This is a genomic window from Photobacterium sp. SKA34 (assembly GCF_000153325.1).
Lineage (GTDB): Bacteria > Pseudomonadota > Gammaproteobacteria > Enterobacterales > Vibrionaceae > Photobacterium.
On the sequence record NZ_CH724143.1, the window covers coordinates 80,181 to 105,857 of the forward strand.

Annotated in this window: 21 protein-coding genes; 9 read left to right on the forward strand and 12 right to left on the reverse strand. The window is 40.5% G+C overall.

All coding sequences use genetic code 11. From position 1 onward, the window contains the following. Window positions 1–8 precede the first annotated feature (8 nt). Complete coding sequence (gene rraB / locus SKA34_RS13475) at window positions 9–407, reverse strand: ribonuclease E inhibitor RraB (protein ID WP_005369784.1); 399 nt, start codon at window positions 405–407, stop codon at window positions 9–11. A 651-nt stretch (window positions 408–1,058) separates the two neighbouring features. On the opposite strand from rraB, the gene SKA34_RS13480 reads away from it, so the two are divergent. The 8 genes from SKA34_RS13480 to SKA34_RS13515 all read left to right on the forward strand — a co-directional run bounded on the left by SKA34_RS13480 (window position 1,059) and on the right by SKA34_RS13515 (window position 9,159). Then, window positions 1,059–2,507, forward strand: coding sequence for a YfcC family protein (locus tag SKA34_RS13480; RefSeq protein ID WP_006646086.1), 1,449 nt, complete (start codon window positions 1,059–1,061; stop codon window positions 2,505–2,507). A 240-nt stretch (window positions 2,508–2,747) separates the two neighbouring features. Continuing rightward, complete coding sequence (arcA, locus tag SKA34_RS13485) at window positions 2,748–3,968, forward strand: arginine deiminase (protein WP_006646087.1); 1,221 nt, start codon at window positions 2,748–2,750, stop codon at window positions 3,966–3,968. A 68-nt stretch (window positions 3,969–4,036) separates the two neighbouring features. Next, window positions 4,037–4,948 (forward strand): carbamate kinase, encoded by a 912-nt coding sequence (gene arcC / locus SKA34_RS13490; protein ID WP_006646088.1) that lies wholly within the window; start codon window positions 4,037–4,039, stop codon window positions 4,946–4,948. A 122-nt stretch (window positions 4,949–5,070) separates the two neighbouring features. Beyond that, window positions 5,071–6,081, forward strand: a complete 1,011-nt coding sequence (locus tag SKA34_RS13495) for an ornithine carbamoyltransferase (RefSeq protein WP_006646089.1) — start codon at window positions 5,071–5,073, stop codon at window positions 6,079–6,081. Window positions 6,082–6,500: 419 nt separating this feature from the next. Next, window positions 6,501–7,430, forward strand: a complete 930-nt coding sequence (pyrB, locus tag SKA34_RS13500) for an aspartate carbamoyltransferase (RefSeq protein ID WP_006646090.1) — start codon at window positions 6,501–6,503, stop codon at window positions 7,428–7,430. 15 nt (window positions 7,431–7,445) lie between these two features. Further along, complete coding sequence (pyrI, locus tag SKA34_RS13505) at window positions 7,446–7,913, forward strand: aspartate carbamoyltransferase regulatory subunit (protein WP_006646091.1); 468 nt, start codon at window positions 7,446–7,448, stop codon at window positions 7,911–7,913. Window positions 7,914–8,186: 273 nt separating this feature from the next. Beyond that, window positions 8,187–8,678 (forward strand): arginine repressor, encoded by a 492-nt coding sequence (locus SKA34_RS13510; protein WP_006646092.1) that lies wholly within the window; start codon window positions 8,187–8,189, stop codon window positions 8,676–8,678. 94 nt (window positions 8,679–8,772) lie between these two features. Further along, the gene (locus SKA34_RS13515; RefSeq protein ID WP_006646093.1) at window positions 8,773–9,159 is read left to right on the forward strand and encodes a Rid family detoxifying hydrolase; all 387 of its coding nucleotides are present in this window, start codon (window positions 8,773–8,775) and stop codon (window positions 9,157–9,159) included. A 98-nt stretch (window positions 9,160–9,257) separates the two neighbouring features. On the opposite strand, the gene idi is transcribed toward SKA34_RS13515, so the two are convergent. The 8 genes from idi to nudF form a co-directional block, all read right to left on the reverse strand. After that, a complete protein-coding gene (idi, locus tag SKA34_RS13520; protein ID WP_006646094.1) occupies window positions 9,258–9,782 on the reverse strand; it encodes an isopentenyl-diphosphate Delta-isomerase in 525 nt (174 codons plus the stop codon). A 110-nt stretch (window positions 9,783–9,892) separates the two neighbouring features. Continuing rightward, window positions 9,893–10,618: a 1-acylglycerol-3-phosphate O-acyltransferase gene (locus tag SKA34_RS13525; protein WP_006646095.1), complete on the reverse strand. Its 726-nt coding sequence runs from the start codon at window positions 10,616–10,618 to the stop codon at window positions 9,893–9,895. Between the two features lie 173 nt (window positions 10,619–10,791). Then, complete coding sequence (gene parC / locus SKA34_RS13530; protein ID WP_006646096.1) at window positions 10,792–13,068, reverse strand: DNA topoisomerase IV subunit A; 2,277 nt, start codon at window positions 13,066–13,068, stop codon at window positions 10,792–10,794. 73 nt (window positions 13,069–13,141) lie between these two features. Then, a complete protein-coding gene (gene parE, locus SKA34_RS13535; RefSeq protein WP_006646097.1) occupies window positions 13,142–15,025 on the reverse strand; it encodes a DNA topoisomerase IV subunit B in 1,884 nt (627 codons plus the stop codon). 214 nt (window positions 15,026–15,239) lie between these two features. After that, window positions 15,240–15,818: an esterase YqiA gene (gene yqiA / locus SKA34_RS13540; RefSeq protein WP_006646098.1), complete on the reverse strand. Its 579-nt coding sequence runs from the start codon at window positions 15,816–15,818 to the stop codon at window positions 15,240–15,242. Then, window positions 15,818–16,642: a 3',5'-cyclic-AMP phosphodiesterase gene (gene cpdA / locus SKA34_RS13545; RefSeq protein WP_006646099.1), complete on the reverse strand. Its 825-nt coding sequence runs from the start codon at window positions 16,640–16,642 to the stop codon at window positions 15,818–15,820. Before cpdA ends, yqiA begins: the two co-directional genes overlap by 1 nt. Window positions 16,643–16,680: 38 nt before the next feature. Further along, a complete protein-coding gene (locus SKA34_RS13550) occupies window positions 16,681–17,109 on the reverse strand; it encodes a DUF1249 family protein (RefSeq protein ID WP_083784408.1) in 429 nt (142 codons plus the stop codon). A gap of 38 nt (window positions 17,110–17,147) precedes the next feature. Further along, window positions 17,148–17,771 carry an ADP-ribose diphosphatase gene (gene nudF, locus SKA34_RS13555; protein WP_006646101.1) on the reverse strand — a complete coding sequence of 208 codons (624 nt, stop codon included), beginning with the start codon at window positions 17,769–17,771 and terminating at the stop codon, window positions 17,148–17,150. A gap of 319 nt (window positions 17,772–18,090) precedes the next feature. Between nudF and tolC the strand changes: the two genes are divergently transcribed. Further along, entirely contained in the window at window positions 18,091–19,386 is a 1,296-nt protein-coding gene (gene tolC, locus SKA34_RS13560) for an outer membrane channel protein TolC (protein ID WP_006646102.1), read from the forward strand. Window positions 19,387–19,460: 74 nt separating this feature from the next. Here tolC and hldE read toward each other — a convergent pair whose 3' ends face one another. The 3 genes from hldE to SKA34_RS13575 form a co-directional block, all read right to left on the reverse strand. Continuing rightward, complete coding sequence (gene hldE, locus SKA34_RS13565) at window positions 19,461–20,891, reverse strand: bifunctional D-glycero-beta-D-manno-heptose-7-phosphate kinase/D-glycero-beta-D-manno-heptose 1-phosphate adenylyltransferase HldE (protein ID WP_006646103.1); 1,431 nt, start codon at window positions 20,889–20,891, stop codon at window positions 19,461–19,463. A gap of 78 nt (window positions 20,892–20,969) precedes the next feature. Continuing rightward, a complete protein-coding gene (glnE, locus tag SKA34_RS13570) occupies window positions 20,970–23,867 on the reverse strand; it encodes a bifunctional [glutamate--ammonia ligase]-adenylyl-L-tyrosine phosphorylase/[glutamate--ammonia-ligase] adenylyltransferase (protein WP_006646104.1) in 2,898 nt (965 codons plus the stop codon). A 123-nt stretch (window positions 23,868–23,990) separates the two neighbouring features. Beyond that, entirely contained in the window at window positions 23,991–25,571 is a 1,581-nt protein-coding gene (locus tag SKA34_RS13575; protein ID WP_006646105.1) for a methyl-accepting chemotaxis protein, read from the reverse strand. Window positions 25,572–25,677: the final 106 nt, after the last annotated feature.

Below are 25,677 nucleotides of genomic sequence, written 5' to 3' on the forward strand. Positions count from 1 at the left end.
TTTTACGATTATTCTTCGTCTTCGAACTCTTCTTCGTCATCTTCATCAGACTCGAAGTAAGTGCCCCAACCGTCATAATCGATATTGTGTTTTTCAGCAAGTTTGATTAACTTTTCTGCTTGTTCGTCAATCAACTCAGCGTTCAGTGCTGATTCCATTACAGCATCGAAACAAACAACTTTACCGCCGCCATCTTCTGGTGCTAGCTCAAGCTCTTCTGCTTCTAAAACTTCAAAACCAAGTTTAAAGGCTTCTACAGCAGCACCTTCTAACTCTTCAAACGTATCCGCAGAAAAGTGGTGCTCAATCGTATAAAGAGCATCTGGCTCACTGCCATCTTCAAGTAACGCGGCAATAATTTCGCGTGTTTCTTCTTTTTGCTCTTCGATCAGTTCTGCATAAGACATGGGTTCACTCCGACTGTGGAATCAATTTGCTGGCAAATATCGCATGGTTTGCCATTAATTACCACCTGTTACGTTAGTAGGAATGCTAATTTGATTTAAGTCAAAAGTCATTACGATTTTAAATCGCAAAACTTAAAGCAATTAAAATGCATAATATTTCCATTCACTTTATAAATTCCAACGCTGATCTCCTTCTTTTTTTATAAAACTTAAAATTACTCACCAAGCTAAAGAAAGTAATCGTCACATCATTTTTGATACTCAATCCAATCATTTTGTTCGCTCTCTAACAAAAAAGAAAAAGAATAAGTAATCACTTTTTATCAATTAATTCCCATCTCGTTGACTTTCCATTCATTCAAGTGATTAGAAAACAGTAAAAAGTGTGAGTGAATACCGAGTTAGAAAACGATTTGAGTAATAATATTCCTGCACGGAAATCAGTAGTAAGCAGAAAAAAAACAAAATAAAATTAAAAAAGGATTTAAGAATGATAAAGATAAGAAATAAAGAATATTCAAAAATGGGTTATTACTAAGTTTCATCATCGCAAAGCTAACAACATATTACTGTAAAGATAGCTACACTCTTTCTGGTCATCGCTCACTTATTAATGCAATTGGCTCTAATAGCTAAATGCTGGAGATCATCATGACAACACACTCTCAAGTTAAGGGAAAAAAGAAAGGCTTTTTTACACATCTCAAGTTCCCTTCTGCCTACACCATTTTATTTATTCTTATAGCATTCGTTGCTGCTCTCACTTGGATAGTACCTGCAGGTCAATATGATCGTGTTCTTAATGAAGAACTAGGAAAAGAAGTACCAGTTACAGGAACATATCATGCCGTAGAAGCCAATCCTCAGGATCCTATTGATGTCCTTCTCGCTCCTATTGATGGTTTCTATAATCACGACACTTATGAAGCAGCAGCTATCGATGTTTCACTTTTTATTCTTATCATTGGTGGTTTTTTAGGTTTAGTTACTAAAACTGGTGCCATTGATGCAGGGATTGAACGCGTTACAGCTAAGCTCTACGGAAGAGAAGAGCTGATGATCCCTATTTTGATGGGACTATTTGCCGCTGGCGGAACAGTTTATGGTATGGCTGAAGAGTCACTCCCCTTTTACACCTTACTTGTTCCCGTCATGATGGCTGCACGCTTTGATCCATTAGTTGCCGCAGCTACAGTATTACTTGGGGCAGGGATCGGAACTTTAGGCTCAACGATTAATCCGTTTGCCACTGTGATTGCTGCAAATGCAGCAGGTATTCCTTTCACTGATGGTATTGCATTACGCATTATTATACTCGTTGTAGGTTTTATCATTTGTGCCGCTTACGTTATGCGCTATGCCAAAAAGGTTCGTGCAGATAAAACAAAGTCAGTCGTTTACGATATGTATGAAGAAAACCAAAAGCATTTTTTGAGTAATAAATCAGAAGATAATTTAGAATTTACAACCACACGAAAAATTATTCTTACTCTTTTCGGCTTATCTTTTGCTGTAATGATTTATGGTGTCTCTGTTCAAGGATGGTGGATGGCACAAATATCGGCCATGTTCCTAGGTTCATCAATTATAATTGGCTTAATTGCTCGTATGAGCGAAGAAGAATTTACTACTAGCTTCATTGATGGTGCGAGAGATCTATTAGGTGTTGCTCTGATTATCGGTATTGCTCGCGGAATTGTAGTGATCATGGATCGTGGCATGATAACAGACACAATATTAAACTCAGCAGAGCATTTAGTAACAGGTTTATCCTCCGTTGTTTTCATCAATGTTATGTATTGGTTGGAAATTTTACTTTCGTTTCTTGTGCCATCAACTTCCGGATTAGCCGTTTTAACCATGCCAATTATGGCTCCACTTGCAGATTTTGCAGGAGTAGGACGAGATCTTGTTGTCACCGCATACCAATCTGCATCAGGTGTGGTTAATTTAATAACTCCAACCTCTGCTGTTGTTATGGGGGGATTAGCTATTGCGAGAGTTCCTTATATTCGCTGGTTAAAATGGGTCGCTCCGTTATTAGGCTTAATTATATTATTAACTATGATTGTATTAAGTATTGGTGCTTTATTTATATAGCAGTCAAAATATTTAAATATATAAAAACCACCAAAGTGTAGATTTTATTAAAAAAATAATAAACCACTAACAAGGAGGGATTTAAAAAAATAGAATATTCAAAAACAAATAAAATATATTTAGATATGTGATTAAGGTCGATTTAAAATAAAAAACAAAGCGTATTGTAACTATCAAATAAATATATTAACAAGATAAAAACCACCTTAAATAAAATAATTTCGTAAGCGAGATACTATTATGAATAACTGTTATGTAGGTTCGGAAATAGGTCAATTACATCGTGTTTTAATTCATCGTCCAGGCCGTTCTATTAGTCACTTAACACCATCCAATTGCCAAGACTTATTATTTGATGATGTTTTATCCGTTGAAAAAGCGGGTGAAGAACATGATGTTTTTGCTGATACATTACGTGGACAGGGGGTTGAAGTATTACTTCTCCATAATATGCTTGCTGAAACGTTAGATATTCCTGAAGCTAAAAACTGGCTACTAGAAACTCAAATTTCTGAATACCGCTTCGGACAAACATTTGCCAATGATATTCGCTGTTTCCTAGCCGATCTACCTCACCTTAAATTAGCATCTATGTTAATCGGTGGACTTAGTTATGCCGATTTACCAATGAAGTCCTCTTCAATGCTACAAGGAATTAATCAACCGAATGACTTCATTATAAAGCCATTACCTAACCACTTATTTACCCGTGACACTTCATGCTGGGTATACGGTGGCGTTTCGATAAACCCTATGGCAAAAGAAGCTCGTCAACGTGAAACCAATCATCTTCGTGCTATTTATCGCTGGCATCCTACTTTTGCAGGTCAAGATTTCATTAAATATTTTGGTGACGAAGTCAGATCATATGACAAATCAACAATTGAAGGCGGTGATGTCTTAGTGATCGGTAAAGGTACTGTCTTGATCGGTATGTCAGAACGAACAACACCACAGGGAGTCGAACACCTTGCCTCTAGTTTATTTAAGCATAATCAAGCAAAGAAAATCATTGCAATAGAACTACCTAAAGATCGTTCATGCATGCACCTAGATACTGTAATGACACACATGAATGTAGATACTTTTTCAGTTTACCCTGAAGTTGTCAGTAAAGATGTTAAATGTTGGAGCTTAACCGGCGATCAATCCGGCAGAGTTGATATTAAGGAAGAGGGTTACTTTGTTACTGCTATCGAAAAAGCCTTAGAAGTCGACAAATTAAACCTCATAACAACAGGTGGAGATAGCTTTGAGGCTGAACGTGAACAATGGAATGACGCAAACAACGTGTTAACCGTGAAGCCTGGCGTTGTTATTGGCTACGAGCGCAATACTTATACGAATGAAAAATACGATAAAGCAGGAATTACCGTATTACCTATTCCAGGCGACGAACTCGGCCGTGGTCGTGGTGGTGCTCGCTGTATGAGCTGCCCAATTGAACGTGATGGTATCTAACAGACTTATCTATATGCACGCTAGCTGATCAATTAGCATCAGCCTGTCTCAACGAAGAGAACATTGTTATGACCAAACAAACGATTGTCATCGCTCTAGGTGGTAATGCTCTTTTGCGCCGTAATGAACCATTAGAAGCCGATATTCAACGACATAATATTGCAATTGCTGCACAAACTATCGCTGAAATAGCTCAGGAATATAATGTTGTCCTTATTCACGGAAATGGACCACAGGTCGGCTTACTCGCTCTACAAGGGCTTGAATATAAGAAAGTGACTCCCTATCCACTTGATGTTCTTGGCTCAGAAACACAAGGTATGATTGGCTATATCTTAATGCAAGAATTGAAAAACATTCTGCCAGAAAAAAATGTGTCTTGTATGCTGACGCAAATGGCCGTTGATCCTAACGATCCTGCCTTTTTAGATCCTAGTAAACCTATCGGTCCCGTTTATCAAGAAGATGAAGCGCGTGATTTAGCAGAAAAGTTTCATTGGACTATCAAACCCGATGGTGATTACTTCCGCCGTGTAGTGCCGAGTCCCAAACCAACAGGCATTATTGAATGCGATGCGATTGAAACCCTTATTAATAAAGATCATTTAGTGATTTGTACTGGTGGTGGTGGCATTCCTGTCAAACGGGAAGAGAACAAACTGATCGGTATCGAAGCTGTTATCGATAAAGATATGTCGGCAGCATTTTTAGCTAAACAACTAAATGCTGACGCTCTCCTGATTTTAACCGATGCCGATGCTGTGTATTTAGATTGGGGGAAACCAACTCAAAAAGCACTGCACAGCACTACACCGTCTGAATTAGCAAACTATGTCTTTGATGCTGGCTCTATGGGGCCAAAAATCGACGCATCCTGCGAGTTTATCAAAAAAGGTGGAAAGTTAGTCGGGATCGGACAACTACAAGATGGCTTAAAAATATTAAAAGGCCAAGCTGGAACAAATATTATTGCTCAATAGTTGAGTAAATATTCACAAACTAGTAATAATACAACAAACATATTCTAACATTGATGAGTATGACTTAATCTTGTTCAGACAAGCTACATTCAATTATAGAAATCATGAAAGAGGGATGTACCATGGCTTTTAATCTTCGTAACCGTAATTTTCTAAAACTACTAGACTTCTCACCTCGTGAAATTCAGCACCTTTTAGAGCTTTCAGCTGACTTAAAAAAAGCCAAATATAACGGTTATGAGCAACCTCGTCTTAACGGTAAAAATATTGCTCTCATTTTTGAAAAATCATCGACCCGTACTCGTTGTGCATTTGAAGTAGCGGCTTTTGATCAAGGCGCAAAGGTGACATATCTTGGGCCTTCAGGCTCACAAATCGGTCACAAAGAGTCAATGAAAGATACCGCTCGCGTATTGGGTCGTATGTATGATGGCATTGAATACCGCGGTTTTGGTCAAGCCGTTGTTGAAGAGTTAGGGCAATATGCAGGTGTCCCTGTATGGAACGGATTAACAGATGAATTCCACCCAACGCAAATTCTCGCTGACTTCTTAACTATGCAAGAGCATATACAAGGTAAACAGCTTCATGAAGTGTCATTTGCTTACTTAGGTGATGCTCGAAATAACATGGGCAATTCACTGATGGTGGGTGCCGCTAAGATGGGGATGGATATTCGTCTCGTTGCGCCAAAAGCATTCTGGCCTGAAGACGAATTAGTTTCACAGTGTCGTAAAATAGCAGAAGAAACGGGTGCAAAAATCACCATGACAGAAAATGTTCAAGAAGGTGTTCAGGGGTGTGACTTCCTCTACACAGACGTTTGGGTATCAATGGGGGAAGCTAAAGAAGCATGGGCTGAACGTATTAACTTAATGCTTCCTTATCAAGTCAATATGGACACGATTAAAGCTACAGGTAACCCACATGTTAAATTCATGCACTGTTTGCCAGCATTCCACGGTGAAGATACAACGATAGGAAAAGAACTCGCGAAAGAATACCCAGAACTCACACAGGGTATTGAAGTAACCGATGAGGTAATTGAGTCAAAACACTCCGTCGTCTTTGATGAAGCGGAAAACCGCATGCACACCATCAAGGCAGTGATGGTTGCAACACTCGGAAATTAACTAAAAGTAATCACTACAATAAAATATCAATATTAAAAATGTCGCCTATTTGTGCGACATTTTTGTTAGTACTCATATGCATAAAATTCAACAGACAGCCTTAACTTTCAATAAAAACGCACACTTATTTATATTGGAAATTGAATAAATATCCGTTAATTGAATACTTTAAGCAAACGCTTGCGTCATGGAGAAATGGCGGTATAATCCTTGCCAATTTGTCGAACACGAGCCCAGTAATGAATCTGACAAAAGTAGACAGCACTGATTTATTGTCACCGTTTACTAACATCGGTTCGCATTCCTATTTTTGAAAAAAGCCTCCTTTTATTAGGAGGCTTTTTTTTGCCTAAAATTCGGCAAAGATAACGGCTCAGGTCGTAATAGCGTTATTTTATTATTAATAGAGGGAAGAAGACATGGCTAATTCGCTGTTTAAGAAGCATATAATTTCCATCCCAGAACTAAGTCGAGCAGAGCTTGAATTAATTATCCAGACAGCAAAGATGCTTAAAACAGATCCAAACCCGGAGCTGTTAAAGAATAAAGTCATTGCAAGTTGCTTCTTTGAACCTTCTACCCGTACACGCCTTTCATTTGAGACAGCTATTCAGCGTTTAGGTGGTACTGTTGTAGGTTTTGATACCGCAGGCAATACATCACTTGCAAATAAAGGTGAAACGCTCTCAGACTCTGTTCAAGTGATCACCTCTTATGTAGATGCTTTTGTTATGCGTCACCCTCAGGAAGGTGCGGCACGTTTGGCTTCTGAATTCTCAAATGGTGTACCAGTAATTAATGGTGGTGATGGCGCTAATCAGCACCCAACACAAACACTATTGGATTTATTTACCATTTACGAAACTCAAGGCACGCTTGATAATATCAACATCGCATTTGTCGGTGATTTAAAATATGGTCGTACCGTTCATTCATTAACACAAGCCCTATCAAAATTTAATAACGTTAAATTTTTCTTTATTGCACCAGAAGTATTAGCGATGCCAGATTACATTTGTGAAGAACTGGATGATGCGGGTATCAAATACAGTGTTCATAGTGAAATGGAAGAGGTGATCCCAGAGTTAGACATTCTTTATATGACACGAGTACAAAAAGAACGTTTCGATGAATCAGAATACGCACATATGAAAGCAGCTTATATCCTGACAGCAAAAATGTTAGATAATGCCCGAGATAATTTAAAAGTGCTTCATCCCCTTCCTCGCGTCGATGAAATCACTGTCGATGTAGATAAAACCAAGCATGCTTACTTTTTTCAACAAGCAGAAAATGGTGTATACGCGCGCCAAGCGCTATTAGCTCTTGTTCTTAATGAAACGCTGTAAGTAGGAGTATTGATCATGTCTAAAGAAACACAACTGCAAGTTGAAGCAATTAAAAATGGCACGGTTATCGACCATATTCCTGCTAATGTTGGTATTAAAGTTTTAAAGCTATTTAATATGGATAACTCAAATCAACGAGTTACTATCGGCTTAAACCTACCATCATCGGCTCTCGGCGCTAAAGATCTCATTAAAATCGAGAATGTATTCATTAATGAAGATCAAGCAAATCAACTAGCACTCTATGCACCGAAAGCAACTGTAAACCAAATTGAAAACTATGAAGTGGTAAAAAAGCTAAACCTTTCACTTCCTAACTTTATCAGCGCTGTATTTAAGTGTCCAAATAGTAACTGTATCTCTCACGGTGAGCCTGTTAGTAGTGGTTTTAAAGTGATAACTAAAAAAGCAGATATTCAATTAAAGTGTAAGTACTGTGAGAAAGTTTTCTCTCGCGAAATTGTGACTGAGTGCAACGCTTAATATCTCAGTTGAATCACTAAGCCTATTTCAATCGAATAGGCTTAGTTTCCCCTCTTATAATGCTCCACCTATCAGCATGAACGATACATAGCCCCAACCCCATGCCTTTTGATAGATTAGTGATAAGCATCAAATCTCTTATTAGTATTTATTGTTACTCTACTTTCGAAAATAATAACAACATTGGAAATATGCTCACATCGCCTCTGAGTCTCGGACTTGAAACCAAAGTGCGTAACATTATAGTTGATAGCATAAAGAAAGGAGCAACCCGTGGAGGACTATGTATCACACGGTGCAATAAATCATCACTTTAAAGAGGATGACATTACCTCGGCCTGTAAACAGTTATTGCAACAGCAAAGCTTTACTACTCAAGATGATATCCGACAAACCCTGATCAAAATAGGTTTTAGTGACATCAGTCAATCCACGGTTTCACGTTTACTTTCACGGTTAAGTGTTACCAAAATACCTAACGTTTATGGCAAAAAAGTTTACTGCTTAACCACCGAAAATGAACCAGTCAAAGTACAATCCGTCATCGCCTCACAAATTGAATATATTACTCATAATCAACTAGTTATCGTAGTAAAGACACACCCTGGCTGCGCGCAATTAATCGCAAGGCTTGTCGATGTTCACCCTCATAAAGAGATCCTAGGCACAGTTGCTGGCAATGACACTGTTATGATTGCTCCAAGTGATATAAACAGAATTACCGAATGCGAAACAGCGATACGTACAAAACTAGGGTTGATATAAATAGGTTTTAAGCTTGAATCTTATAGCAAATGCCCCAATAACATTAGAAATAAGTAATATGCCCAGCATGAATTATGATTTATAAGGATAAACAATGACTAAGGTTCTTCATACAGAACAAGCTCCTGCAGCAATCGGTCCATACGTACAAGGTGTTGACCTTGGCAATATGGTACTAACTTCAGGTCAGATCCCTGTAAACCCTGCAACAGGTGAAGTACCAGAAGAGATTGCTGCGCAAGCTCGACAATCTTTAGACAATGTAAAAGCTGTAGTGGAATCTTCAGGTCTTCAGGTTTCTGACATTGTTAAGATGACTGTTTTTGTTAAAGACTTAAATGACTTCGCTGCCGTTAACGAAGTGTATGGTAACTTCTTTGATGAGCATAACGCACCTTACCCTGCACGTTCTTGTGTTGAAGTTGCACGTTTGCCAAAAGATGTAAAAATTGAAATCGAAGCAATTGCTGTTCGTAAATAATCGTCGATATTAAACGTTTAATTACGTCTTAATTTGCTATAAAAAAAGCTGCTAACGGAGTCTCGTTAACAGCTTTTTTATTAATAAAACAACGCTAGTTACTTAGTGGCAAAAGCAAACACTTGACCAAACCATGCAGTAAATAATTCAGGCTGAGTCTTTAACGTTTGTTTAATCGCCTCTTCAGACCACCAGCGATAGTCCATCACTTCATCAGCGTTAGGGACAATCTTTATCTCGCCAACATCAGCCATCAACACATGATCGAGTTCATGCTCAAACAGTTGATTATCAAGCTCTGCGTAATAACAGAAGTGACCAATATCTGATAACGAAGTCACTTGCGTGATCCCCATTTCTTCTGCTAAACGTCGTATCCCTGCTTGTTCTATCGACTCATGTTGACGAGGGTGTGAACAACACGTATTAGTCCACAGCCCACCACTATGATATTTATGCAACGCGCGTTGATGAAGTAAGTATTCACGACCAGACGTGGTATTTCGATACAACAAAACCGAAAATGCCAAATGTAAAGCACCTTGTTGATGCGCTGCCATTTTCTCTTGTAAGCCTTGAAATTCACCTTGGCTATCAACCAAGACTACATATTCTTCAGTCATCAATCTTTACACTGTTATAAAATTACCCCTTTAAATTCAGGGGGATTAAAATAAAACAAGGACATGTGATAAACATGTCCTTGTTTATTAATACTTACGAAACAAATAAATTAGCCTTTACTACGCTCACTCGCTTCTGCATTAAGCTCTGCTAATTTTTCAGCCATGACATCATGAGAACGGCTAGAGAGACTACGAACGTCTTCTTTATGTAAGCCGTCCGTTGAAATCGGCTTCATCACTTCTACAATCACCACGTCGTTATCCCAACGATTTAACCTGACATGATCAGTTGAACTACAAACAATCGGTACAACAGGAACATTCGCGCCAATTGCAGCATGGAAAGCACCTGTTTTAAACGGCAATAAACCACGCCCACGAGAGCGAGTTCCTTCAGGGAACATCCACACAGAAACTTTGTTTTGTTTAATTTTATCGACAACTTGACCTATGGTACCCACCGCTTTACTGCGGTTTGCACGATCAATTAAGATATTACCTGTTATCCAGTATAGCTGACCAAATAACGGTAACCATACTAAACTTTTTTTACCCACAGTAACGGTGCGAGGCATGATTGCACCAGAAACCGTAAAGAGATCATAAGTATTCTGGTGGTTCGCAATATAGATAGCAGAGCCGACTTTTTCAGCACCCTCTGCGTATCGGAACTCTAATTTGATCCCTAGTACACGTGACATTTTACTAAACAAACGTCCAAAGGTATAAACGTGTTTAGGGTTACGTGGGCTTAATAAACAATATCCGCAACCAAAAATAAACGTCACGATAGCAAAAATTGCGATAGCAAATATCCGCAAAACAAAAATCATTTTAGCTCTCCTCAGCGTACAAGCGTTCGCTAGTATACTCACAGCAAGAGAAAATACACGTTTTATGTGTATTCTTTATTCACTTATTATTCGCTTATCAATAGAAACGATACACACAACTTAGATCAAAAAAGCCCTCAATGTGAGGGCTTTGAATATCTCATCAGAAATAACTATTCCGATGGAATACCGGAAGATTGCTCGTTTGGTGAATCAATCTCCATGCGTGTCACTCGCTGTAGACCTCGAGGTAACATCGCTCCTCGACGCCCACGCTCACCACGGAAATTATAGAGATCCGACGGTTTCAATCCTAGTTTACGTTTACCTGCATAAAGAGTGACATGGGTATCTGCACTAATTACCGTTAAGTAGGATAAGAATTCTTCACGCGCTTTTGAACGTGCAGATGGAATGTTAATGATCTTGTTACCCTTACCTTTACCCAGTTGCGGTAAATCTTTAATTGGGAACAGTAACATTCGACCTTCATTGGTAATGGCTAATATCTGATCATTCTCAATATCAGCAACAGGCTGTGGCGGCAGCACAGCAGCATTTTCAGGTACCGTTAATAAGGCTTTACCGCTCTTATTTTTCGATACCATATCTGTGCTCTTACAGATAAATCCATAACCTGCATCCGATGCCATTAACCAAATTTGATCGTCTTCTGCCATTAACACTTGGCGCATATTTGTGCCTGGGGTTAAATTTAAACGCCCCGTGATAGGTTCACCTTGGCTACGTGCAGATGGCAAGCTATGTGATTCTAACGCATAACTTCGTCCATCAGAGCCTAAGAAAATCGCAGGCAGATTACTCTTACCTCGAGCATGCGCAAGGTAACTGTCACCCGACTTATAATTTAGCGAGCTTGGATCTACCTCATGGCCTTTAGCATGACGGATCCAGCCTTTCTCTGATAGTACAACTGTGATCGCCTCACTTGGGATCAAGTCACGTTCAGTTAATGCTTTCGCTTCTTCACGTTCAACTAATGGCGAACGGCGATCATCACCATACTTCTCTGCATCAGCGAGAATTTCTTTCTTAATTAAAGTATTTAAGCGACGCTCAGAGCCCAGTAACTTTTCTAGTTGCTCACGCTCTTTGGCTAATTCGTCTTGCTCAGCACGGATCTTAATTTCTTCAAGCTTGGCTAATTGACGCAGTTTAATTTCTAAAATTGCGTCTGCTTGAATCGCTGATAAACCAAAACGTGACATGAATTCTGCTTTTGGATCTTCCTCATTACGGATGATCTCAATCACTTCATCAATGTTAAGGTAAGCGGCCAGTAAACCTTCTAAGATATGTAAGCGCGCATTCACTTTATCTAAACGGTACTGTAAACGACGACGTACTGTTGTACGGCGATATTCAAGCCATTCAGCAATAATCTCCACTAAACCTTTTACTTGTGGACGACCATCTAGACCTAGCATGTTCAAGTTCGCACGGAAGCTCTTTTCAAGATCTGTTGAAGCAAACAGGTGATTCATCAACTGCTCGCAATCAATGCGGTTAGAGCGTGGCACAATCACAATACGAGTTGGGTTTTCGTGATCGGATTCGTCACGTAAGTCCTCAACCATTGGCAATTTCTTCGCACGCATTTGGCTAGCAATTTGCTCAAGTAGTTTTGCACCTGACGTTTGGTGTGGCAATGCGGTAATAACAATATCACCGTTCTCTTTGTGCCAAACCGCGCGCATTCTAATGCTGCCTCGGCCACTCTTATAAACTTTCTTTAGGTCAGCCTTAGAGGTAATGATTTCCGCTTCTGTTGGGTAATCAGGGCCTTGAACAAACTCCATTAGCGCATCAAGATCCGCCTTTGGGTTTTCAATCATGTGTACTGCAGCATTGGCAACTTCACGCGCATTGTGCGGTGGTATATCGGTTGCCATACCAACAGCAATACCCGTCACGCCATTAAGCAAAATATGCGGCAGACGTGCAGGTAACATCTTAGGCTCTTGCATTGTACCGTCAAAGTTTGGTACCCAATCTGCAGTGCCTTGACCTAACTCAGACAGCAATACTTCAGAAAAACGTGATAAACGTGATTCGGTATAACGCATCGCAGCAAATGACTTAGGATCATCAGGTGCCCCCCAGTTACCTTGCCCATCTACTAACGGATAACGGTAAGAGAAAGGCTGTGCCATCAATACCATGGCTTCATAACAGGCAGAATCACCATGAGGGTGATATTTACCTAATACATCACCCACTGTACGGGCTGATTTTTTATATTTTGCCGTTGCACTTAAACCCAGCTCAGACATCGCATAAATAATACGGCGCTGTACGGGTTTAAGACCATCACCGATAAACGGTAAAGCACGATCCATGATTACATACATGGAGTAATTTAAATAAGCGTCTTCAGTAAACTTCCTAAGAGGAAGTTGTTCAACGCCATCCATTGAGACATCAGTCATCGTTAGATAATCCGTCTTTAATTTTGCTTATCTGCCAGTTATCACTAACAGATGAAATAGAATAAAAAGCTGATCACACTTCAGCCATATCGCCTTTGCTTTGCAACCAATGACGACGATCTTCTGCACGCTTCTTACCGAGTAGCATGTCCATCATTTCATTGGTTTCATTGTCATCATCAATCGTTAACTGCACTAAACGACGAGTATTAGGATCCATAGTCGTTTCACGCAATTGCAATGGGTTCATTTCACCCAGACCTTTAAATCGCTGTACGTTAACCTTGCCACGCTTGCCTTTCAAGCGTTCAAGAATACTGTTTTTCTCAGCTTCATCGAGGGCGTAGTAAACCTCTTTACCTAAATCGATACGGTATAACGGCGGCATAGCAATAAACACATGCCCAGCACGGACTAGGTGTTCAAAGTGCTTCATAAATAACGCACACAACAAGGTAGCAATGTGAAGACCATCGGAGTCCGCATCGGCAAGTACGCAGATCTTACCGTAACGTAACCCACTCAAATCTTCACTATCGGGATCAATACCGAGCGCAATTGAAATATTATGTACTTCTTCTGATGCAAGAACTTGGTCAGAAGATACTTCCCACGTATTTAAGATCTTACCGCGAAGTGGCATGATTGCTTGATACATACGATCACGTGCTTGTTTCGCAGAGCCACCTGCCGAGTCACCCTCTACTAGGAATAATTCAGTGCGGTTAAGATCTTGCTGTGAACAGTCCGCTAATTTACCTGGCAGTGCTGGACCTGAAGCAATCTTCTTACGGACAACCTTTTTGCTGGCGCGCATACGACGATGGGCATTAGCAATACACACTTCAGCCAGTTGTTCAGCCAGTTGTGGGCGTTCATTAAGCCATAAGCTAAAGGCATCTTTCACCACACCTGAAACAAATGCAGCACATTGACGTGACGATAAACGCTCTTTGGTTTGACCGGCAAATTGTGGGTCTTGGATTTTTACCGACAGGACATACGCACAGCGTTCCCAAATATCATCAGCCGTGAGCTTTACACCACGCGGTAATAAATTACGGAACTCACAGAATTCACGCATAGCATCAAGCAAGCCTTGGCGTAAACCGTTAACGTGAGTACCCCCTTGTGCTGTTGGGATCAAGTTAACATAGCTTTCAGTGATCAGTTCACCACCTTCAGGTAGCCACAATAGTGCCCAATCAGCCGCTTCCGTTTGTGCGCTAAATACGCCAGTAAATGGCTCTTCTGGCAGTAAGGTATAACCTTTAACACCTTCTGCAAGGTAATCTTTAAGGCCATCTTCGTAGCACCAACGAATAGTTTCATCAGTGATCTTATTAGTGAAAACAATCTCTAAACCCGGGCATAGCACTGCCTTAGCTTTTAGATTGCTCTTAAGGCGAGAAACTGAGAACTTGGCGCTGTCGAAATATTTTGCATCCGGCCAGAAATGAACACGAGTACCTTTAGCACGACGACCACAGGTACCAATCACTTCAAGTTCAGAAACTTTATCGCCGTTTTCAAAGGCAATTTGATAAACCTGACCATCACGTTTTACCGTGACTTCAACGCGCTTAGAAAGGGCATTTACAACCGAGATACCTACCCCGTGTAAACCACCTGAAAATTGGTAATTTTTACTAGAAAACTTACCACCTGCGTGAAGCTTACATAAAATAAGTTCAACCCCTGATACACCTTCTTCAGGGTGAATATCAACAGGCATACCACGACCATCATCAACCACCTCTAATGATTGATCGGCATGAAGAATCACTTCAACTTTACGGGCATGTCCAGCCAATGCTTCATCGACACTGTTATCGATAACTTCTTGACCTAAGTGGTTAGGTCGAGCCGTATCGGTATACATACCGGGACGGCGGCGTACTGGCTCAAGGCCATTAAGAACCTCAATGGCTCCAGCGTTATAGCTTTGATCTGTCATATCACGGAAATTTACGGGAAAGTTTTGAAAATAATAGTCAGTAACCCAGCGCTATATGTCAAGTTCTGGGACACATGAAGGCTCATGACTGTGAGTAATGATGTTATTTACAAGAACATCAGATGGAACATGTCATAGAAATATAAGCAATATCAGAAAACATATCGCGGCACATAGCCACTCACGAATGCTAAACATGGCAGTATTCTAACAGTTATAATTCTAAGAATTGGATAATTGACGCAGGAAATCGTTCAAAATTGACAAAACTATGATCCCCATTAGGCTCAACAGTCAATTTTGATTCAGCATATTTCAACTCTGATTGGCGATAATCTAATACTTCATCACCTTCTTGTAATAGCACCCAAAAGTGTTGTGGAGCATTTATTGTCACCACATCTAATTGCTGTAATTGCGCCATATGCTGGGGAACAAGTACATAATTTTCGCCACTATATGGATTCTGCTGTGGTCCTAAATAATCAACTAGCAACTCATAAGGTTTTACTGCTGGGTTAATTAATACCGCTGGTAAAGCAAACCGTTCACTTAACCAAGTACATAGATATCCACCTAATGAACTCCCTACTAAACCTATCTTGTACTCGTCTTTAAAGCGAAGGATCAACTCTTCAAGATAAGTCTGCGCTTCTTCAGGATAGCTAGGTAATTGCGGTATCACAACCTTAATATCAGGTCGATGAACTGCACAATACTGCGCCATTTGCTGAGCTTTTAGTGATTGTGGCGAGCTATTAAAGCCGTGTAGATAAATAAGTAGTGATGCCATTAATACCCTGCTGAATCAAAAGTTGGTTGGAATACATCACCTTCAAGACGCTCAACCTGGGTAATAATATCCCCTGTCGCGGTTAATTCTAAATAACGCCAACCTGGGGTTACTTGATCTAATGCAAAATCATCAGAATCAGGAAGAAATTGAATGCACGTCGAAGGTGTAGCTAGCACTCTGACATCACGATGAATACGATCCAACTCTTGATGAATATGTCCACATAAAATAGCTTTAACTTGAGTATGTTTATCAATGACCTGCCAAAATGCATCACTATTGTGTAACTGATGTTGATCAAGCCATGCGCTCCCAGCGGGTAAAGGATGATGATGGAGTAATACCAAAGCATGTCGCTCAGGGTATAGCGATAAAGCATGATCTAGCAATGCTAATTGATGATGAGATAATTCGCCATGTGGCACACCAGCAACTTGGCTATCAAGTAATACAACTTGCCAATGATCACCGACCAATATTTGTTCACAATCTTTAATTTGTTCAGAAGGTAATATTGATGCCATTGTTGGTTGGTAATCGTGATTACCCGGTAACCAAAAACACGGTTGTTCCCAACGAGCAATGCCTTCTGCAAAACGTTGGTAAGAATCTGGGGTGTGATCTTGGGAAATATCTCCCGTTGCTACAATTGCATCAAATTTACGCGTAGAAGCATCTACCGCATTAAGTACGGCATGAAAGCTCTGTTGAGTTGCCACACCAAGCAGAGCGCCTGATTCATTGGCAAACAAATGAGTGTCTGTAATTTGAAGAAGAACCACACTATCAGGGTTCGTCTGTGGCAGCGAATAGGTCTGCAAAACGTCAAAAACCTTGTCTTTTAATCAATCAAAAACAATTAACAAACAGATTGGTTACTGATCCCACGGCGTAAACAATGGTTTAACCAATCGCCTAAAAAACGATTTACTTGATGTTTCTCATCTTTCTGATGCATACGCAAGTTAGGATAATCATATATTGGCTTTAAACGAGAAATCTGTTGAGCGGAACACACTTCTGCGACTCTAGCATCATGATAAAGCCTTACTGTTAATACTGGCGATAAATAATCGACAACATCTTGATCACTCTTTAATCCTAGAGAAATCATCGTAGTATAGCGTGTGGATTCTATGATTTTTAGGCGATATATATCATCACATACTCGATAAAACCTTTCATCACCTACTTCGTCACTACGAGGTAATAACGGGAGCAACTTAGCATAATTGGTTTCGTACAAGCGCATTAGGCTTGATAAGTCGACAGTATATCGAGAGTTCAATGATAAAATCCTTTAAATAGTTTTAACCTTTTATTGGCCTATTGCTGTAACTGTAAATAATGCAGCTGTAACCATTGTAAGGCAATAATCGAGGCAGCATTTTCAATTTTACCAGATTCTACCCACTGATAGGCTTGTGCTCTTGAAACAACATGAACACGAATATCTTCACTTTCCTCAGCTAAACCATGAATACCACTCGCTATTGTACTATCAACAGTGCCTACGAATATATCCAGCATTTCAGAGCAACCACCAGAGCTTGATAAATAACGCGTCACTTTTTGAAGTTCAGTGACTGTTAACCCCGCCTCTTCAACCGCTTCTCGTTTAACGACATCTTCTGCAGATTCATCTTGGTGATCAATCATGCCCGCGACAATTTCGAACTGCCAAGGCTCACATCCAGCCGCCATCGCACCGACACGAAATTGTTCAATTAAAACCACGTCATCAGTGACAGGGTCATAAGGTAATAAGGCGGCGGCATGCCCACGTTCAAACATTTCTCGGTTGACCGTATCGCTCCATCCGCCCGCAAAGAGTTTATGACGAAAACGGTATTTCACCATTTTAAAAAAGCCATTGTAGACAATATCCTTCGCCTCAACTTTTACATCATCCACACCAAACTGCAGTGGACTTTTCTCATTTTTGCTCATCATTATTCCCTTATATAAATAAAGTGCGCTAGCTCGCAATAATTAACAGGTAACTATAACAAACAGAGAAGGTTGGCTATCTTTTCATTCAATCAGATTATCAGCAATGATTAACTTCAACAAAATTAACAAAGATTACATTTTTTTTAAATCAAATTGATAAAAGTGTAAATATCAACCACCATAAATAAAAAATAAACCATCATATTTACGTAAATTTTTGCAATGATCAGTTTCAAGCAAGGCATGTTAAGGTAAACTACAGTTTGTAATTATATTTTTAGCTCCTATTTTGTCAGCAAGACCAGGAAAGGCATCCATGAAAAAATTGCTTCCAATCGTTATCAGCCTTGCATTTGGCTCACTAAGTCAATCAGCTCTTGCTGATGATCTCGCTCAAATTTATCAGCAAGCAAAACAAAATGATCCACAACTTCTAAAAGCTGCGGCAGATAAAGATGCAGCATTTGAAGCAATCAACTCTTCCCGTAGTGTATTGCTACCCCAAATTAATTTAACTGCCGGATATAATACTTTCCATTTAGATGCAAAAAACAATACCGATGGATTTGTTGGTGGTCTTCAGCTTGATCAGGAGATTTACAATCGCGCAAGCTGGATTGGTTTAGACGTATCAGAAAAAACAGCACGTCAAACTGATGCCGCATATGCAGCCGAACAGCAAGGCTTAATTCTTCGTGTAGCAGAGGCTTACTTTAATATTTTAAAAGCCAAAGACGATCTAAGTTTTGGTGAGGCAGAAAAGAAAGCTGTTGGCCGACAGCTTGAACAAATGAAGCAACGCTTTGAAGTGGGTCTATCTGCCATTACTGATGTACATGACGCCCAAGCACAATACGATCAAGTTGCTGCTGATGTAATTCTAAAAGAAAATGCAGTCGCAAATAGTTATGAAGAGCTGCGTGCAATCACTGGTCATGAGTACACCTCTCTAGATACCTTGAACACCAAAACTTTCTCTGTAAGCCCATTACAACAAGAACCCAATACGTTTGTAAAAACAGCTGAGACAGACAACCTATCATTATTGGCGTCAAGAATTGGCCAAGATATCGCAAGAGACAATATTTCACTTGCTGAGTCTGGGCACCTACCAACGTTGTCGTTTACTTCGGGTTATAAATACGATAAGTCCGGACCAAACAATCCAAATCCAGATGAGGGTGCTCTAACTGCAGGAATTCAATTAAACCTTCCAGTTTACTCTGGTGGTAATGTCAGCTCTCAAGTAAAACAGGCACAATACGCTTATGTCGCCTCTAGTGAAGAGCTTGAAGGTCAATACCGTACGGTTGTGAAAGATGTGCGTAACTATTACAACAACATTCATGCCGCTGCGGGTTCAATAAAAGCATACAAACAGCTAGTTATTTCAGCTAAATCAGCTTTAGAAGCAACAGAAGCTGGCTTTGATGTAGGAACGCGTACCATTGTTGATGTTCTTGACTCAACAAAGAGCCTCTATTCAGCCAACAGCCTATTGGCTAATGCTCGTTATGATTACATTCTTGCACAACTACAGCTTAAACAAGCAGTAGGTACCCTGAGTGAGCAAGATATTGTTGATATAAATAAAGGCTTAATTAAACAATAAGCTTTAATCATCAAAAATAAAAAAGCGCCTAAAGGCGCTTTTTTATTATCTGCAATTTTTGTCGCTATAACTTATTATCCACGACCACCACGGATCGCTTCAATTATTTTTGACGTAGAGCAGCCGTCTTCAAAGTTAAGTACCAGTACTTGACCACCAGCCGCCTCAACTTCTTTACCACCTGCAATTTCTTCAGGTTTATAATCGCCACCTTTCACCAAAATGCTCGGAAGTACTTCACTGATCAAACGCTGTGGTGTTTCTTCCGTAAACGGTACCACCCAATCAACGGCACCAAGACCTGCTAATACAGCCATACGACGATCTTCTGGGTTTACTGGACGACCAGGGCCTTTTAAGCCTTTCACTGAGCTATCAGAGTTCACCGCAACAATTAAACGATCGCCTAATTTTGCAGCTTCAGTTAAATAAGCAACATGGCCGGCATGTAAAATATCAAAACAACCATTCGTCATAACTACCGTCTCACCACGAGCTCGTGCTGACTTTACGGCTTGAATTAATTGAGGCTCTGAGATAACCCCAAAGCCACTGTCTTGACTACCATGAATAGCATCCGTTAATTCAATAGTAGATAAGGTTGATGTGCCTAGTTTCGCGACAACGACACCAGCAGCAGCATTCGCTAATTTACAAGCATCTGATAACGATTTACCTGCAGATAATGAAGCGGCAAGTACTGAAATCACCGTATCACCAGCACCCGTTACGTCATACACTTCTTGCGCTTGCGTTGGCATATGTAAAGGCTCACCGCCTTTTTCAAGTAACGTCATACCATGCTCAGAGCGAGTGACTAACAATGCTTCAAAATCAAACTTTTCAATAAGGGCTAAACCTTTCTCAACTAAGTCTTCATCTGACGTGACTTTACCTACTACCGCTTCAAACTCAGATAAGTTCGGTGTAAGTAGCGTGGCGCCACGGTAACGTTCAAAATCTGAACCTTTTGGATCAATTAACACAGGCACATTCGCTTCGCGCGCTAATTGGATCATACCTTGAACGTGCTCTAATACACCTTTCGCATAATCAGATAAAATGACGGCTTTCACATCCGTTAATGATTGCTTCATACGCGCGATGATCGGCGCGGGATCAACATTATGAAAACCTTCTTCAAAGTCTAAGCGGATCAACTGTTGTCCACGACTCATTACACGAAGTTTGGTAATTGTAGGATAGTTAGGAAGCGAAACAAAATCACAATAAACGTTCAGTGAAGACAACTTCTCAGTCAGTGCTTTCGCCTGCTCGTCAATGCCCGTTAAACCTATTAATTTTGCATGTCCGCCTAATGCTGCAATATTCATTGCAACGTTAGCGGCACCGCCCGGGCGCTCTTCAATCTGATCAACCTTAACAACAGGTACTGGCGCTTCTGGTGAAATACGTCCTGTAGGACCTGTCCAATAACGGTCTAGCATGACATCACCAACGATCAAGACACCAGCTTGGTTATAATCAGGAAGGGTCAGTTTCATTTTTCTCTCCGGGAATGTGAAAACGCTCAAATACTAGCATAAACTAAAATCAAGATGCATCAGGACAATGTTATTCAGTTAATTATCATCAATATTGATTGGCTCTAAAATTTGCTGCCAGATCGCTTCTACATTTTCTCGTAGCTCAACAAATTGTTGATCAGATACAAACGCATCTGATCCTAATAAATTAAGCTTGTGCGTTTCATTACGCATTTCACAGTAAGCATGCTGGAGTAAGTTTGCATCCTCAGTGGAAATAATGCCTTCTTGTGTCATTGATGAAAATATACGGATATTATCGGACCAACGGGTTACGTCAGGTTGCTCAGCAGCATTCACTAACACAAGAAATTGGGCTAGAAATTCAATATCGGTGATACCACCTTTATCTTGTTTTAAACCAAACATTCCCGCTTTTTTCTTACCTAAATGATCACGCATTTTATGGCGCATCTCGACAACGGCTTTAGTTAATTCACTTCGTTGACGAGGTATGGATAATATCTGCTGACGAACATCGGCAAAGGCGTGCTGCAATTGTTGGTCACCATAAATCATACGAGCACGAACAAGCGCTTGATGCTCCCATGTCCACGCATCTTGCTGCTGATAATCAGCAAACGCGGTGACAGTACTGACCAATAACCCTGAAGCGCCTGATGGACGTAACCGCATATCAACCTCATATAATACACCGGATGCAGTTCGAGTTGAAAATAGATGAATGATCCGTTGCGCTAGACGTAAATAAAATTGGCGACCATCTATTTCTTTAGGGCCGTTGGTATAAACATTATCAGGACAATCATGCATAAAGACCAAATCAAGATCAGAACCATAGCCAAGCTCCCAACCACCGACTTTGCCATAGCCTACAACACCAAACCCTTTCCCCTGTCGTTCAACTAAATGGCTCGGCTCACCATATTTCTGAGCAATTTGTAACCATGCTTGGTTCACCACAGCATCAACAATCGCTTCAGCTAAATAAGTTAAGTGATCACTGACCTTCATCACAGGTAAAATGTCTGCAATGTCAGCCGCGGCTATTTTCAATAGCTGAACTTGTTTAAATTGTCGAATCGCCTCCATTTGCTGCTCCATATCTTCCTCTGGAATACGAGCAAGATATTCACGCAGTTCGTCTTTATAACTGGTGAGTTCTGTCGGCTTATAAAGGTGCTGTGGATCGAGTAATTCATCTAATAAAAGTGGATATAACGCCAGTTGATTCGCAACCATTGGGCTTGCTGCACAAAGTCGTATTAATTGCTGTAAAGCAGCTGGGTGTTCAACCAATAGTTCAAGATAAGTGGTACGCGTTGCAATCCGAATGATCAGTTTGGTTAAACGCGGTAACAGTTGAGTTGCATCATCGCGCATCACAACTTGCGATAACACTTCGGGCATTAGACGAGCTAACACTTCGCGCCCACGAGGGCCCAATGTACGTTTAGATAGCTCAGTTTTAAAACCAATTAAGTGCTCTGCTAACTCAATTGATGCTGGCTCATTTAGTTCAGCTAGGATCGCAAGTAAAACTTCGTAATTGAGTACCATTGCCCACATTTCATGGTATTGAGCATCGACACTTGCTTGATCATCTTGCTCTTCCACACCGATGATATCTTCAAAAATCAAGTGAATTGCAGACATATGTGATTCGACATCTTGGATTAAAGCAGCCCAATTAGCATATCCCATTGCACACGCTAAACGCGCTTGATCAATTGCTTTATCTGGTAACGTTTGCGTTTGTTTATCGTCGATTGCTTGCAGTAAATTTTCTAAACGGCGCAAGAAACAATAGCCATCTTTTAACACCGCCACCCCTTGTGATGGCAATAAACCTAACTCACTCATCGCTGATAAAGTTGGCAGTAATCCTCGTCCTCTCAGACTCGGTTCACGTCCACCACGGATCAACTGAAATGACTGGGCAATAAATTCAACCTCTCGGATCCCACCGGCGCCTAATTTAATATTATTGCTAAGTCCTCGACGTCTTACTTCACTGCTGATCATCGCTTTCATTCGACGCAAAGCTTGTACGGCACTGAAATCGATATAACGGCGAAAAACAAAGGGGCGTAGCATTTGACGTAATTCTTGGTACTGGCTAAAGCTTTCTTTTCCCATAACGCGCGCTTTGATCATCGCATAACGTTCCCAATCACGTCCTTGCTCTTGGTAATAATCTTCAAGTGCAGCATAGCTCATCACTAATGGGCCACTGTCCCCAAAAGGACGTAAACGCATATCAACGCGATAACAAAAACCATCATAAGTTTGTTGATCTAACGCTTTAATCAACTTCTGTCCTAGACGGGTAAAAAACTGCGCATTGGCAAGACTTCGACGTCCACCTTGCGTTTCACCATTTTCTGGATAGGTAAAAATAAGATCGATATCGGAAGAAAAGTTTAGCTCTCCTCCCCCCAGTTTACCCATACCTAATACCAACATAGGTTGAGCTTCACCGCTTGCGTTCATTGGTGTGCCCCAATCAACACAACATTGACGATATAACCAATGGTACGCTTCCATGATCAGCGCTTCAGCAAGCTGTGATAAATCCTCTAAACTCTGATCTAACGGGACTACATTGATAAAGTCATGCCAAGCAATAAGACACATTTGTCGACGACGAAATTGCCTTAACACATGCATTAATTGGTTTTCATCTTTTACATCATTTAACTGCTCAGATAAGCACTGGCGGTAATCAATAGATTGAAGATGCTGACGATGATGAAGTAGCCAAGTTAGCCATTCAGGATCTTGCACTAATGACGAAAAAATAAAATCACTTAAGCCTAAAACTGAACGTAGTTCTTCTCTGTCTTGTCCTTGCCATTGCCCTAACGCTTCAGGGTGATGTTCGGCAAGTTTATGAATAGCAAGGTCAGCGGCATCAGCCAATGAAGTAAAACGAGAAATATTAGGAAAAAAAGCGGTCTTTTCTAAAGTCATGTGCTTTCCTTGAACAAGTAATCTGACAGAATTGTTTCTACATTAGCATAGAAAAACGCCCATCAAATGATGGGCGTTATAATTTTATACATTACTGGTTATCTCATTACACGAGACGCTGCATTACACCTGAAATGCCTTAATTTTTGTTTCTAAATCATTAGCATGTTGATGCATGGTATCTGACGTTTCAGCAAGCTCAGTCACCACTGTTACCGACGCTTCTACCAACTCTCGTACATTGGTTAAATTCTGGTTCATCTCATCAGCAACCGTTGTTTGCTGCTCTGCTGCGGTGGCAATATGGAAATTCATGTCATTGATTATTTTTACTTGTGCGACAATTTTTTCTAGTTCATCCCCTGCACTGGTCACCAAGTCGACCCCTTCAGCCGCTTCTTCAACACTTTGCTCCATCAACCCCACGGCTTGCTGAGCACTTTGCTGTAATTGACTGATCATCTCTTGAATTTCAACCGTTGCAGTTTGTGTCCGTTGTGCCAAATTACGTACTTCATCAGCAACAACAGCAAAACCGCGACCTGCATCTCCTGCGCGTGCAGCTTCAATCGCAGCGTTCAGTGCCAGTAAATTGGTTTGCTCAGAGATACTTTGGATTGTCACAATCACTGTACTGATCTTCTCAACACGCGCTTCAACCTGATTAACCGCATCAGCTGATTGGCGAATATCGCCAGAAAGCTGATTAATTGTGTTCATTGTTTTACCTACAAATTCTTGCCCTTCCGCGGCTTGTTCTGATGTTCCAACTGTGGCATCAGAAGCTTGCCTTGCGTGTTCAGCGACGGTTTGGACCGTAGAGGTCATTTCTGACATCGCCGAAGCTAATTGATCAATCTCAGCAAACTCTTCTTGTGCCGACGCTTTCGTCTCTACCATGCTAATAGACATAATATCGGAAAGGCTGGAAAGCTCGCTCGCCACTGTACGTTGAGCTTGCAATACTTCCTGTAACTGAAAGCGTGCTGTTTCTAATTCACGCGCTAAATCACCAAATTCATCACGGCAATCCATCTGAATCGGCTCAATTAAATTACGTTGTGCCAAATTTTTAATACTTAGTTTTAAGTAATTAATTTGACGTAACATTATCCTTGCCCCCCCTAATAGCAGCACCATAAAAGCAAGGATCATAACCCCTGTTTGCCATGCAATTTGCCATAAGTATTGATAGTAATAATTTTTAGCAACTTGAGTTGACTGAGAGCCCACGACCACTAAATCACGCTGGGGAAGTAATTCTGCATACTCATAACGGCCTTGTTCTAACGTTAAAGGAGAAGACATCGTTAATTGAGAAAGTAAAGCTGATAATGGCTGATTTGCTGATGTCGTTGCATTGAGTTGGGCGAGTTGCGTTACTGATGGGTGCCCAACGACCCTACCACTTTTACGATCAATAATATAAACATACGCATCTTGAGCTGAAGCTTGATTAAGAAAAGTCTTTGTTATATCAGCGTCGGCTTGATCCATATTTTTCAATAAATTAGCATATAAAACAGCTTGTTCTTTAGCGCGATCTTTTTGAATTTGTGAGACAGCAGAATAAAACGTTTGGGCATCCCATAACTGCTTTCCAAGCAGCAATACCGTACTAAATACCATTAATAGGATCAATTTAGGCACAAGACGGATATTTGTTAGTCCTTTTTCCCAAGATGAAAAGTGTATCGTTGCCATTTGGATCCTCCCTGTTACCCTTCAATTTTCAAGTCAAATAAATGAAGATGAAGCACAATAACTATAAATAAATTTTGCTATCGTTTTTCTTAATAGCAATATATCG